13 protein-coding genes are annotated in these 13,327 nt (G+C 48.5%); 11 read left to right on the top strand and 2 right to left on the bottom strand.

The features are described 5' to 3' along the window. Positions 1 to 40: 40 nt before the first annotated feature. Positions 41 to 1,243, bottom strand: a complete 1,203-nt coding sequence (locus GPK49_RS05245; RefSeq protein ID WP_215676960.1) for an ATP-binding protein — start codon at positions 1,241 to 1,243, stop codon at positions 41 to 43. A gap of 252 nt (positions 1,244 to 1,495) precedes the next feature. On the opposite strand from GPK49_RS05245, the gene GPK49_RS05240 reads away from it, so the two are divergent. The 7 genes from GPK49_RS05240 to GPK49_RS05210 all read left to right on the top strand — a co-directional run bounded on the left by GPK49_RS05240 (position 1,496) and on the right by GPK49_RS05210 (position 7,650). Beyond that, the gene (locus GPK49_RS05240) at positions 1,496 to 2,569 is read left to right on the top strand and encodes an FAD:protein FMN transferase (RefSeq protein ID WP_016408284.1); all 1,074 of its coding nucleotides are present in this window, start codon (positions 1,496 to 1,498) and stop codon (positions 2,567 to 2,569) included. Between the two features lie 12 nt (positions 2,570 to 2,581). After that, positions 2,582 to 3,892, top strand: a complete 1,311-nt coding sequence (locus GPK49_RS05235; RefSeq protein ID WP_215676959.1) for an SPFH domain-containing protein — start codon at positions 2,582 to 2,584, stop codon at positions 3,890 to 3,892. 272 nt (positions 3,893 to 4,164) lie between these two features. Beyond that, positions 4,165 to 4,359, top strand: a complete 195-nt coding sequence (gene thiS, locus GPK49_RS05230; RefSeq protein ID WP_016408286.1) for a sulfur carrier protein ThiS — start codon at positions 4,165 to 4,167, stop codon at positions 4,357 to 4,359. Position 4,360: 1 nt separating this feature from the next. Continuing rightward, on the top strand, positions 4,361 to 5,002 hold the full coding sequence (thiF, locus tag GPK49_RS05225; RefSeq protein ID WP_016408287.1) for a thiamine biosynthesis protein ThiF: 642 nt from the start codon (positions 4,361 to 4,363) through the stop codon (positions 5,000 to 5,002). 22 nt (positions 5,003 to 5,024) lie between these two features. After that, on the top strand, positions 5,025 to 5,798 hold the full coding sequence (locus tag GPK49_RS05220) for a thiazole synthase (RefSeq protein ID WP_016408288.1): 774 nt from the start codon (positions 5,025 to 5,027) through the stop codon (positions 5,796 to 5,798). A 12-nt stretch (positions 5,799 to 5,810) separates the two neighbouring features. Then, the gene (gene thiH, locus GPK49_RS05215; protein ID WP_215676958.1) at positions 5,811 to 7,064 is read left to right on the top strand and encodes a 2-iminoacetate synthase ThiH; all 1,254 of its coding nucleotides are present in this window, start codon (positions 5,811 to 5,813) and stop codon (positions 7,062 to 7,064) included. Then, positions 7,057 to 7,650 (top strand): thiamine phosphate synthase, encoded by a 594-nt coding sequence (locus GPK49_RS05210; protein WP_215676957.1) that lies wholly within the window; start codon positions 7,057 to 7,059, stop codon positions 7,648 to 7,650. The genes thiH and GPK49_RS05210 overlap by 8 nt, the downstream gene beginning before the upstream one ends. 301 nt (positions 7,651 to 7,951) lie before the next feature. On the opposite strand, the gene GPK49_RS05205 is transcribed toward GPK49_RS05210, so the two are convergent. Then, positions 7,952 to 8,728, bottom strand: a complete 777-nt coding sequence (locus GPK49_RS05205) for an exonuclease domain-containing protein (RefSeq protein ID WP_215676956.1) — start codon at positions 8,726 to 8,728, stop codon at positions 7,952 to 7,954. A gap of 201 nt (positions 8,729 to 8,929) precedes the next feature. Between GPK49_RS05205 and GPK49_RS05200 the strand changes: the two genes are divergently transcribed. The 4 genes from GPK49_RS05200 to fusA all read left to right on the top strand — a co-directional run bounded on the left by GPK49_RS05200 (position 8,930) and on the right by fusA (position 13,282). Then, a complete protein-coding gene (locus GPK49_RS05200; RefSeq protein ID WP_118579649.1) occupies positions 8,930 to 9,184 on the top strand; it encodes a hypothetical protein in 255 nt (84 codons plus the stop codon). Between the two features lie 38 nt (positions 9,185 to 9,222). After that, entirely contained in the window at positions 9,223 to 10,323 is a 1,101-nt protein-coding gene (locus GPK49_RS05195; protein ID WP_215676955.1) for an iron-containing alcohol dehydrogenase family protein, read from the top strand. A 75-nt stretch (positions 10,324 to 10,398) separates the two neighbouring features. Beyond that, entirely contained in the window at positions 10,399 to 10,929 is a 531-nt protein-coding gene (locus GPK49_RS05190) for an N-acetylmuramoyl-L-alanine amidase family protein (protein WP_215676954.1), read from the top strand. A gap of 274 nt (positions 10,930 to 11,203) precedes the next feature. Further along, on the top strand, positions 11,204 to 13,282 hold the full coding sequence (gene fusA / locus GPK49_RS05185) for an elongation factor G (protein ID WP_016408295.1): 2,079 nt from the start codon (positions 11,204 to 11,206) through the stop codon (positions 13,280 to 13,282). Positions 13,283 to 13,327: the final 45 nt, after the last annotated feature.

Here is a 13,327-nt window from a genome sequence, read left to right as displayed (position 1 = left end):
GAAAAAAGGAAGTCGAAGGACTTCCTTTTTTGCTGCCTTTTTACAATTTTGCAAGCTGCGTTTCCACAAAATGCTTTGCAGTTCGGGGGCTTCTGCCGTTCTGGCGAATGGCAAAGCCTTCTGCCTTGGTACAAAGCTCCTCCTCCGGCATTTTTAGATTATATTCCTTCGCCAGATGCTTCACAATGGCAAGGTAGCCGTCCTTATCCGGCTTCTGGAAGGTAATCGTCATGCCGAAGCGAGCGGAAAGGCTCATCAGCTCCTGCAAGGTATCATTCAGATGGATATCATCACCGCTGCGTTCTTCCATGGTTTCCTTCACCAGATGGCGGCGGTTGCTTGTGGCATAAATCACCGTATTTTTCGCACAGGCGGTGACACTGCCCTCCAGTGTTGCTTTCAGTGCGGCAAAATGCTCATCATTGCCTGCAAAGCTTAAATCATCAATAAAAATAATGAATTTCAACGGATTTTCCGCAAGCTGCTCCAGCAGAGAGGGCAGGCGGAACAGCTGATTTTTCTTGACCTCAATCAACCGCAGACCTTCCTCCTGCAACGCATTTGCCACAGCCTTAATCGTGGAGCTTTTGCCTGTGCCGGCATCGCCGTAAAGCAGAAGATTGCTTGCAGGTATGCCTGCCAGAAGTGCCTCGGTATTCCGCATGACGATACCAACCTCCCGTTCATAGCCGCTCAGCTGAGAGAGCGACTGCGGATCGGGGTGCTGCACAGGCTGCAAGCCGTTATCCCCGAAGGAAAATGCGTGATATTTCGCAAAAATACCATAGCCTTTTTTCGGCGCATCGGCAATGTGCTTTGTGTAAGCGGTATAAAAATCCAAAGCGGTTGTTTCCCAATCAGGCAGGAAGGCGGCAATTTCCTCAGGCAGAATTGTCTTTATTGCCTTTGCGGAAAGCCCTGCCAGCTCCGTAAAGAAATCCAATTCTCGCTTTGCGGCATCGCAGATAGCGGGCGGACAGACCTCTTTTCTCGCTGCGGAAAGCAGAAAACGATTTTCATCGGCAAGCACCAGTTCCAGAAGAGCTTCGGAAAAATTCACATTTTTCTCAAATAAAGCAGAGGTAAACGCACCATAGGTGCAGGTGAGCGTTTCCGCATCGCTTTCCTCGCAGGCGCGCAGAAGCTTCTGCAAGCGCTGTATGAGGACATCCTCTAACAGAGCACGGAATACCGTCAGTCCGTTTAATTTTCGGTTGTAGAGCTGATATATATTTGTCTGCATCGGATTCATCCTTTCTTTTTCTTTTGTGCAATAAAAATAATAGTAAAGTATAGCATGATATTGTACAAAAAACAATACAATACACGCAGAAAAAAGGATTATGACATGAAATATCACAAAATATGAAGCCGTTCCGTCAAAGAAAGAAGCCTATAGATTTTTATTTGCAAGTAAACTACTAGGGTTTGACAAAGCCGAGAACGCAAGGTAAAATCAGTATAAGGAATTTTGAAAATTAAAGGAGCTAAAAGGATGAATTGGAAAAAAATAATAGCAATCGGATTGACGGGATGCTTTCTGTTCAGCGGCTGTGCCGAACAGCGACAGAATGCACAGAAGATGGGCGAGGAAGGTACGCAGGAGGACAGCTACGAATCCACAACCTTCGCCATGGATACTGTTATGACCTTTCATATAGTTGCCCCCGATGGGGAAGACCTTCTGATTGATGCGGAGCAGGAGGTTAAGCGTCTGGAAAAGCTGTTTTCCGTCACAGATGAAGACAGTGATATTGAACAGATTAACGATAACGCAGGGGATAAGGCGGTTACCGTTTCGGCAGATACGCTTGCCCTGCTGAAGGCAGGCAAGCAGCTGGGCAAGGCAACGAACAATGCCTTTGATATGGCGATTTACCCCATTGTGAAGGCGTGGGGCTTTACGGAAAATGAGTATACCATTCCCACGCAGGAAACACTGGATGAGCTTCTGCCGCTGACAAAGGTAAGCAATGTCACCATTGATGAGGATGCCTCTACGGTTTATCTGGAAAAGGAAGGAATGGCGGTAGACTTAGGCGGCATTGCGAAGGGCTATGCCTCCGATAAGCTGGCAGAATTGTTAAAGAAAAAGGGTGTGAAATCCGCATGGCTTTCTCTGGGCGGCAATGTTTGTGCCATTGGTACAAAGCCGGACGGCAGTCCTTGGAGAATTGCCGTGCAGAATCCTGCCGATGAGAATGATTATGTCGGCGTGGTCGAAATCAGTGATGCCTGCGCGGTTACGTCCGGCGGCTATCAGAGATACTTTGAAGAAAACGGCAAGAAATATCATCATATCATCGACCCTGCAACGGGCAAGCCTGCGGAAAGCGGCTTAACCTCCGTCACGATTATCTGTAAGGACGGTACAAAGGCGGATGCCCTTTCCACAGCCCTGTATGTCATGGGTCTGGATGATGCGCTTGCCTATTGGAAAACACAGGATGATTTTGAGGTAATCTTCGTAACAGAGGAGGGTGAGGTTGTTGCAACCGAAGGCCTGAAGGACAGCTTCACCTTCGATGGCAAGGGCAATGATTACACCTACCGCGTAGCGAAAAGATAAGGAGGATGCACAATGGGCATTTTAAAGGTTGGTGTCGGTGCGGCACAGGGCGTTCTGGCAGATAGCTGGAGAGAATATTTCTACTGCGATGCCATGGATGTGGATGTGCTGGCAAAAAAAGGCGAGCAGCGGCAGTCCAAACGGGGCTTCAATACAAAAAAGAGCGAAAATATCATCTCCAATGGCTCTATCATTGTCATCAATGAGGGGCAGTGCATGATGATTGTAGAGCAGGGCAAGGTGGTTGAGGTCTGCGCCGAAGCAGGCGAATTTCTTTACGATTCCGCAACAGAACCCAGCCTGTTCTATGGAGATTTGAAGGAAAGCATCAAGGAAAGCTTCCGTCAGTTCGGCAAGCGTGTCGGCTTCGGCGGCGACCCTGCGGGCGATCAGAGAATCTACTATTTCAATACAAAGGAAATCCTTGGGAATAAATACGGCACCTCAAATCCTGTGCCGTTCCGTGTGGTTGATACGAATATCGGTCTGGATATTGATATTGCAATTCGCTGTCATGGCGAATATGCGTATCATATCATCGACCCTATTCTTTTCTATAAGAACATCTGCGGCAATATTACGGATACATATACCAGAGACAGCATGGAATCTCAGCTGAAAAGCGAAATGCTGACCGCCCTGCAGCCTGCCTTCGGCAAGCTTTCCGCCATGGGTATCCGTTACAGTGCCCTGCCTGCACATACCATGGAGCTTTCGCAGGCGCTGAATGAGGTGCTTGCGGAAAAATGGGGCGGCAGATATGGCATTGAGATTACCTCTATCGGTGTAAGCAGCGTGAAGGCATCCGATGAGGATGAAGCCATGATTAAGGAGCTGCAAAGAAATGCAACGCTCCGTAATCCCTCCATGGCGGCGGCGCATCTGGTCAATGCACAGGCAGAAGCTATGCAGGCGGCAGCGGCAAACCCCAATGCAGGCCCCGTGATGGCTTTTGCAGGGATGAATCTGGCAAATCAGTCCGGTGGCATGAATGCAGGGCAGCTCTTTCAAATGGCGGCACAGCAACAGCCCCAGACACAGGCACCCACCCAGACAGGCTGGACCTGCAGCTGCGGCGCAGCAGAGAATACGGGCAATTTCTGCACAGAATGTGGTGCGAAAAAGCCGGAGGAAAATGTCTGGATTTGTGCATGCGGCAGCCATAATAAGGGGCGTTTCTGTCCGCAGTGCGGCAAACCCAAGCCGGCAGGCGTGCCGCAGTATCGCTGTGATAAATGCGGCTGGGAGCCGGAAGACCCCACAAAGCCCCCTCGTTTCTGTCCGGAATGTGGGGACCCGTTCGGGGACGAGGACAAAATCTAAGTCGAGAGCAGGTTTCTGAGAATATCCTTGCTTTTTAAAAATGCAGGCGGTATAATGAAGCTACAATCGAACACACAGAGGGGAGCTTGCTTAGGCAGGCTGAGAGGAAGGATACGCCTTCGACCCATAACCTGATTTGGATAATGCCAACGTAGGGATGCCTGAAAACAGAAGGAACAAACAAGGGAGTTATCAAATGATGGTAGCTTCCTTTTTTTGTTGATAAAAAGCCCTGTGTTTGATTGCGATTAAGAGAAGGAGGTGAGAGCTGCGTGGTAAAAATCAATGGGGAAGCGCTTGCCGTTGCAGGGAAAACTCTGGCGGAATATCTGGCAGGCACAGACTATAACCCCAAGCGGATTGCGGTGGAGCGCAATGGTGAAATTGTGCCAAAGGCAGCCTATGGCGAAACCATTTTGCAGGACGGAGATGTCATTGAGGTTGTTAATTTTGTAGGAGGTGGCTGATTTGAGCAGGATTCCTGAAAGGGAAGACTTGCAGCGAGCATTAGCGGCACGACATGGAAGGGCTGTGCAGGAAAAATTCAATCAGGCAACGGTTGCCATCTGCGGTTTGGGCGGTCTTGGCTCCAATATTGCGATTGCCTTGGCAAGAGCAGGCGTTGGCAGGCTGATTCTGACGGATTTTGACAGGGTGGATATCACCAATCTGCATCGACAGCAATATAAGGCAACCCAGCTGGGAGAATTTAAAACCGAGGCTCTGGCGGCGAATCTGCGTGAGATTGCACCATATCTTACGATAGAAACGCATACAACTGCCATTACCGAGGAAAATTTTGAAGAAATCCTTGCACCTGCCGATGTTATCTGTGAAGCATTTGATAACGCAGAAGCAAAGGCAATGCTGGTCAATGGCGTGCTGGAAAAATTACATACGAAATATCTGATCGCTGCGTCCGGCATGGCAGGGTTCGGCTCTGCAAACAGCATCCAAACCAGAAGGATTACAGACCGTTTTTATCTCTGCGGAGACGGAATCAGCGATGTTGCAGATGACATTGGCTTGGTGTCCTCCCGTGTGATGATATGTGGTGCGCATGAGGCGCACATGGTTCTGAGAATCCTTTCCGGTCAGTTTGAACCATAAGTAAAAGAAAGAAGGGATTTTCATGCAGAAAGAAGACAAACTTATCATTGGCGGACATGAATTTCATTCCAGATTTATTCTGGGCTCCGGTAAATATTCCTTAAAGCTGATTGAAGCGGCTGTAAAGGATGCCGGCGCGGAAATTATCACATTGGCAGTACGCCGCGCGAATACAAAGGATCAGGAAAACATTCTGGATTTCATTCCTAAAAATGTTACCCTGCTGCCCAATACCTCCGGCGCAAGAAATGCTGAGGAAGCAGTCCGCATTGCAAGATTGGCAAGAGAACTGGGCTGTGGTGATTTCGTAAAGATAGAAATCATGCGTGACAGCAAATATCTCCTGCCTGATAACTATGAAACCATCAAGGCAACCGAAATTCTTGCAAAGGAAGGCTTTGTGGTAATGCCCTATATGTACCCCGATTTGAATGTGGCGCGTGATTTGGTGAACGCCGGCGCGGCAAGTATCATGCCTCTGGCTTCTCCCATCGGCTCCAATAAGGGTCTGGCAACAAAGGAATTCATTCAGATTCTGGTGGATGAAATTGATTTGCCCATCATCGTAGATGCAGGCATCGGCAGACCTTCTCAGGCTTGCGAAGCAATGGAAATGGGCGCAGCGGCAATCATGGCGAACACCGCTCTGGCAACCGCAGGCGATTTGCCCCTTATGGCAGCGGCATTCCGTCAGGCGATTGAGGCAGGCAGAAAGGCGTATCTTTCCGGTCTGGGCAGAGTGCTGACCAGAGGTGCATCCGCATCCGATCCGCTGACAGGCTTCCTGCGTGATTAAGGAGGGATAAGCATGGAAAATCAATTTTTTGTAGACTCTGAATTTCTTTCCCCCGAAGCGCTGAAGCGTAAGCATGAGCTGGAAACAAACCCTGCTTCCAGAAAGAATCACATGGAATATATGCCCGGAATGGAAATCATCAAATCCGATATCCGTGAAACTGTCATGGCGCATGTGGAGGAATACGATTACGATAAATATACGGCAAGAGATGTGCGCGCGGCGCTTGATCATGAAACCTGCTCTGTGGAGGATTTCAAGGCGTTGCTTTCCCCTGCGGCGGCTCCCTTTTTAGAGGAAATGGCGCAGAAGGCAAGAATCGAAACCGGTAAGCATTTCGGCAATACCGTTTATCTTTTCACCCCCCTGTATATTGCCAACTATTGCGAGAATTACTGTGTATACTGCGGCTTCAACTGCTATAACCACATCAACCGCATGAAGCTGAATATGGAGCAGATTGAAAAGGAAATGCAGGTCATCGCGGACAGCGGCATGGAGGAAATCCTGATTCTGACAGGCGAAAGCCGTGCCATGAGTGATGTCAAATACATCGGTGAGGCTTGTAAGCTGGCAAGAAAATATTTCCGTATGGTCGGTGTGGAAATTTATCCTGTGAATACGGATGAATATCAGTATCTGCATGAATGTGGTGTGGATTATGTCACTGTTTTCCAGGAAACCTATGACAATGTAAAATATGAAACCCTGCATCTGATGGGGCATAAGCGTGTTTGGCCCTACCGCTTTGATGCACAGGAAAGAGCCCTGCGCGGCGGCATGAGAGGGGTTGCGTTCTCTGCTTTGCTGGGCTTGTCCGATTTCAGAAAGGACGCACTGGCAAGCGCACTGCATGTTTATTATTTGCAGCGGAAATATCCTCATGCAGAAATGTCCTTATCCTGTCCCAGACTGCGCCCGATTATCAATAATGATAAAATCAATCCTCTGGATGTCGGGGAGAAGGAGCTTTGTCAGGTTCTTTGTGCCTATCGTATTTTCATGCCCTTTGTCGGCATCACGGTATCCTCCAGAGAAAGCAAATCCTTCCGTGACGGTATCGTAAAAATTGCCGCAACGAAGGTTTCCGCAGGTGTTTCTACAGGCATCGGTGACCATGAAAGCAAATACACCGGCAAGGAAGCGGAGAATGCAGAGGGTGATGAGCAGTTTGAAATCAATGATGACCGCAGCTTTGAAACCATGTATGAGGATATGTCTGAGGAAGGACTTCAGCCTGTGCTGAATGATTATCTGTATGTCTGATATTTTGTGTGTCACAAACCGCAACCTTTGTCATGAGGATTTTTTGCAGCGTATCCGGAAAATCGCAGCCTGTCAGCCGAAGGGCATCATCCTGCGCGAAAAGGATTTAAGCGAAGCGGCATACAAGGCACTGGCGGAAAATGTAATGCAAATCTGCAAGCAAAATGACGTTCCCTGCATCCTGCATAGCTTTATTGATGCAGCACTTTTACTGGGAGCGGAGCAGATCCATTTGCCCCTGCATATTTTGCGCGGCATGGAGGAAGAAAAAAAGAAACAGTTCCGAAGCATCGGCGCATCCTGCCATTCTGTTGCGGAAGCACAGGAGGCGGCTCGGCTTGGCTGTACCTATATCACAGCAGGACACGTTTTCGTGACGGATTGCAAGAAGGGACTTGCCCCCAGAGGGCTGGCGTTTTTGCAGGAGGTTGTGGAAAGCGTAGCCATTCCTGTTTATGCCATCGGCGGCATCGGCAGCGAAAATGCGGCATCGGTCAGAAAAACGGGTGCGGCAGGTATCTGTGTGATGAGTGGGCTCATGCAATGCGAAAATGTGGAGGAGCAAATGAAAAAACTGGAAAAATAGAAGAATGTCAATGAAAATTTCTGACAGCATCCGAAAGGAACAGCCCGAAACGGGAAGGCAGAAGGGGAGCGCCTTAGGCCTTGCAGAGATGAACAGCGATGGGAAGCCGTGTTCCGGCGTGAGAGGAGACCATGAAGTTTCGACCGATTTTTTTGAAGAGAACCAAGGATGTTTTTTTGGTTTGCGAAAAATTTCGGGAGAACGCTGTATTGGGAGCCGTTCTCCCGCTTTTTTTATTTTGTCTGCAAAAAGAAAAAATCCCAAAGGGGCTTTGAGATTTTTTGTTCTTACAGACATTTTTTTATTTTGCAGATTCCTTTTTGCGTACTGCGGGTGCGGCATCAAAGGTATGGTTGCGCCCCAGCATATAGGCCAGCTTGACAAGTGCCTTTTCTTCCTCGGTCAGCGGTCGCTCCAATCGTTCTTCAATGTGCAGGAACAGAGACTTCACGTTTGTACGCAGACGCTTCGGCTTTTTCGTCAGCATAGTCAGCGGCTGAAAGGTATCCGGCTGTATATGTTCGGGATGCGTAATGGCAAAGATTTTTGCCGTATAGGTCGCATCGTTCAGAGCATTGTGGAATGTTTCCTCCTGCGGCAGCTCCAGTGCCTCAACCGCATTTTTCAGACCGATTGCCTTGCCTGTTTCATGGTGCAGATATTCCGCTGCAAAGGGCTGTACATTCAGAAACTGATTTGTCATTGCATCGGCATCCAGATTGTAATACAGGATGTTGCGGTACAGGGATTTGATATCGTCCCCGCCCCATGCGCAAAGAACGGCAGGCTCCTTGCCGATAAACGTAAGAAACGCCTGATACGCCTCAGGAAAATGGGGCTGTCCGGTGAGCATCTTCGGACGAATCCCCGTAATTTTTTCCACGAAGGGGTGCAGACGGGGATAAATCTGCGGCGAAATCATGCAATTAAAGGAATCCAGCTGCTCAAAGCGTTCATTCAGCTTCACCGCCCCGATCTGAATAATCTCAAAGGGACATTCCGGGTTCGGCTCCACCTTCTTTCCGGATTTGAAGGGGAACGCCTGATTGAATTCCAAATCCAAAACAATGTAATTCATAGAAAAAACTCCTTTATAGAAAACTTCCGCCGGGAAGTATTAGATTGTTTTAATAGGTCGAAACGCTGCTTTCGATTTAAGTGCGCCTTTTTATCTTACCATGAAAGCAGTCGGAAGAAAAGAGGAACTTCCTTCTTGTTCGATTCTAAAAGAAATGATACTATAAGGAGAAGAAAACGAAACAAAAAAGGGAGGACGAAAATGAAGCTGACATTCACAGAGGAGCAGATTGCAAACGAACTGCACAAAATTTATCTCGAAGAGGATGACCTTCTTATGGAGGGTGAATTTGTCACAGGAGAGGGCAAAAATTATATTATTACAGGCGTAGCAACGATTGAGGGTGAGCGCTATCATGAGTTTGAAATTGAATTTGAGCTGACAGAGGAGCCTGCGGAGGAAACCCTTGAGGCGATTATGCAGACTGATTGGGAATGGTACGATTTCCTTTGTTGATTATATTTTTCGGAGAAAAGAGAAAGGATGTGGAGTGAATGGGAAACTTTCATTATTTTATGCCGACAGATTGCTATTTCGGCAGAGGCTGCGTAGCGGAGCATAAGGCGGCAATGGCGAAGCTCGGCAAAAAGGCAATGGTTGTCACAGGGAAAACCTCCGCCAAGAGAAACGGCGCACAGCAGGATATCACCGATGCACTGGACAGCCTTGGCATTGCGTGGATTCTGTTTGATGAAATCGAGGAAAACCCTTCCGTAGAAACCGTAGAACGGGCGGCAAAGCTTGCCATCGCGGAGGGCGTGGAATTTTTCATCGGCATTGGCGGCGGTTCCCCGATGGATTCCTCTAAGGCGATTGCGACCATGGCGGCGCATCCCGAACAGGGGACGGATGCCCTCTGGAATGCAGAAAATAAGGCATTGCCCGTAGTAGCCGTACCCACAACCGCAGGCACAGGCTCGGAGGTAACGCAGTATGCCATCGTGACCCTGCATGCAAAAAGAACAAAATCGAGCATTGCCGCGCATATCTTTGCCACAGTGGCATTTCTCGACCCGAAATATATGGATACCCTGCCTGCAAGAACCACAAACAATACCGCTGTAGACGCGCTGACGCATCTGGTGGAAAGCTATCTTTCCGCAAAGGCAACCGCGGTCAGCAGAGAAATCGCCAAGCAGGGGCTGCTGCTTTTCAAGGAATGTATGCCTGCCCTGCGTGAAAGAGTCTATTCCCCCGAAACGAGGGATAAGCTGATGCTGATGTCCGCCCTTGGCGGCGTTGCAATCGCACAGACCATGACCTCTCTGCCCCATGGCATGGGCTATTTCCTGACCTACGAGAAGGGGCTGCCTCATGGCATGGCAAATGGCGTTCTGACGCAGGCATATCTGGAGCTGTTCCCCGCAGGGGATGAAAATGTCGCGAAGGTTCTGGAATATCTTGGCTTTGCAAGCACAGACGAAATGGGCACCTTTCTGGATGCCGTTCTGGAGCATAATTCCGTTTACACCGAAGCAGATGTCACAAGCTATACCGACCGCTTCATGGAGCAGAAGGGCAAGCTGGCAACCTTCCCTTATCCTCTGGAAAGAGAAGATATCTACAATATGTATAAAAAAAGCCTGCTGAAATAAGCAAGCCTGTTGCAGACCGAGAAGGAAACTTTTCGGTCTGTTTTCATATATTGAAGGAAAAAGGGGAGAAATGCTATGCCCAGAATTTATCTCAGTCCCTCCTTGCAGGAATATAATCCCTTCTACGGCGGCGGTTCGGAGGAGGAGGTCATGAATCTGATTGCGGATGCCATGGAGCCGTATCTTGCGGCGGACGGCATTGAATATCTCCGCAATGCCCCCGAAATGACACTGGGGCAGGCGATTGCCGATTCCAATAACAGCAATGTTGATTTTCACCTTGCCATCCATTCCAACGCCGCCCCTCCGTCTGTCGCAGGCACAAGGCGTGGCCCTGTGGTCTATTATTATGCCACAAGCCCTTATGGCAGACAGATGGCGGAGCTGATTGCCGATGAGCTGCGTGAGATTTATCCCGACCCATCCAAGGTGCAGGTGCTGCCGACCACAACCCTGCGTGAGCTGCGCCGGACAAATGCCCCCTCTGCATTGGTTGAGGTTGCGTATCATGATAATCCGGAGGATGCCGCGTGGATCAGGGGGAATATTGACGAAATCGGAAAAGCGTTGAGCAACGCGGTCGCTGCCTATTTCGGTTTGCGGTAAGGAGATTGAAAATTTTAATGTAAAAAGAAAGCCATACATCTGTCCACAGAGGTGTATGGTTTTATTTTGCACAAAAACGGAACGAGAAAATGCGACTTCTTTCGGCAAAACCGTCAATACGAAATTTTTTTGGAAAAAAATAAAGGGAAATTCAAATAATGGTCGAATTTAATGTAGTGTATAGATTGTACATATTTTGTGCGCTGTATACGTTAACAAGCCCCTTGACGGACACAAATCCGTTCAAAAATAAACCTATGGGAGGGAAGATTCTATGAAAAATTATGCATCTAACAGAGTGAGAAACGTAGTTCTTTTGGGCCACAGCGGTTCCGGTAAAACCACATATTCCGAAGCAGCGTTGTATTATTCCGGTGCAACGAAGAGATTCGGCAAGGTGGAAGACGGAAACACTGTGTCCGACTATGAAGCAGAAGAAATTCGCCGTAAGGTTTCGATCAATACATCTGTAATTCCCGTTGAATGGCAGGATACAAAGATTAACTTCCTGGATACTCCCGGTTACTTTGACTTTGCAGCCGAGGTAAAGCTGGCAATGAACGTAGCAGATACAGGGCTGATTATGGTTTCCGCAAAATCCGGCGTAGAGGTCGGTACGGAAAAGGCATGGGAATACTGCGAAGAAATGCACCTGCCCCGTATCATTTTCATTAACCAGATGGATGATGAAAATGCAGACTTTGAAAAAACACTGGCTGATTTGCGTAAAAACTTCGGCAAAGCCGTTGCCCCCCTGCAAATTCCCTTTGATGATGAAAACGGCAACTTCATCGGCTTTATCAATCTGATTAAGAGAGATGCCAGAAAGAAGGTAAACGGCAAGCTGGAAAAATGCGAAATGCCGGAGGATAAAAAGGATCAGGTTGAGGTTCTGCGCTCCATGCTGATTGAGGTAGCGGCAGAATCCAGTGAAGAGCTGATGGAAAAATTCTTCAATGATGAAGAGCTGACCGAAGAGGAAATCTATGACGGTTTGCAGGTTGGTATCGCAAACCATAGCATTGCACCCGTTATGTGCGGTTCCGCAACACTGGGCTATGGCGTTAAGCTTTTGATGAATACAATCGTTCGCTTCACCCTTCCTGCAATCGAAGCAAAGGCAAACTTCCATGCCTTCCATGACGGGAAGGACGTTGTTTATTGCTCCTCCGATGACGAACGCTTCTCTGCGTATGTATTCAAAACCATTGCCGACCCCTATATCGGCCGCCTGAACCTGTTCCGCGTGATGACAGGTAAGCTGGATACTACCATGAGTGTCTATAATGAAGAAAAGGATACCGTCGAAAAGGTTGGACGTTTGTATGTTATGCGTGGGAAGGAGCAGATTGAGGTGGATGAGCTGCACTCCGGTGATATCGGCGCACTGGCAAAGCTTTCCAACACCTCTACACAGGATACCCTTTCTCTGAAGGATGCAAATATTATCATTCCCAAGATTGCGCTGCCTGGCTCCGTGCTTTGCATGGCAATCAAACCGAAGGGCAAGGGCGATGAGGATAAGCTTTCCGCAGCCCTGACAAAGATTCGTGAGGAAGACCCCACGATTAAGATGGAAGTAAACCCCGAAACCAAACAGACGCTGGTTTATGGCGTTGGCGAACAGCAGCTGGATGTTATGGTGCAGAAGCTGAAAGCAAAATATAAGATTGAGGTTGATCTGACAGACCCCATCATCCCTTACAGAGAAACCATTAAGGCAAAAGCATCCGTGCGCGGTCGTTATAAGAAGCAGTCCGGCGGTCATGGTCAGTTTGGTGACGTTGTGATGGAATTTGAGCCCAGCTATGATACCACAACACCTGTTATCTTTGAAGAAAAAATCTTCGGCGGCTCCGTTCCCAAGCAGTATTTCCCTGCGGTTGAAAAGGGTTTGCAGGAATGTGTACAGAGCGGCGTGCTGGCAGGCTATCCCGTTGTTGGTCTGAAGGCTACCCTGACAGATGGCTCCTACCATCCCGTTGACTCCTCCGAAATGGCGTTCAAGATGGCAACCTCTGTTGCATTCAAGGAAGGGATTCCACAGGCGAAGCCCGTTATTCTGGAACCCATCGAACACGTTGAGGTGCTGATTCCCGATAAATACATGGGCGATATCATGGGCGATATCACAAAACGCCGTGGGCGTATTTTGAGCATGGATGCAGTCGGCATGAAGAAGTGCATTGTTGCAGAGGTTCCTACCGCAGAAATGCACAAATACGCAACCGACCTGCGCTCCATGACACAGAGCCGTGGTGAATACAGACATCATTTTGAAAGATATGAGGAAGCACCCATGGAGGTACAGAAAAAGATTATTGAAGCACGCGCCGCTGAAAAAGAAAAATAATTTCCGAAAAGTGGCAGATGCAACAGATTTTTCTGAAATAATATG

It is taken from the genome of Clostridium sp. MCC345 (assembly GCF_018785345.1).
GTDB lineage: Bacteria > Bacillota > Clostridia > Lachnospirales > Anaerotignaceae > Anaerotignum_A > Anaerotignum_A faecicola.
This window is presented reverse-complemented; position numbering and strand designations above follow the sequence as displayed.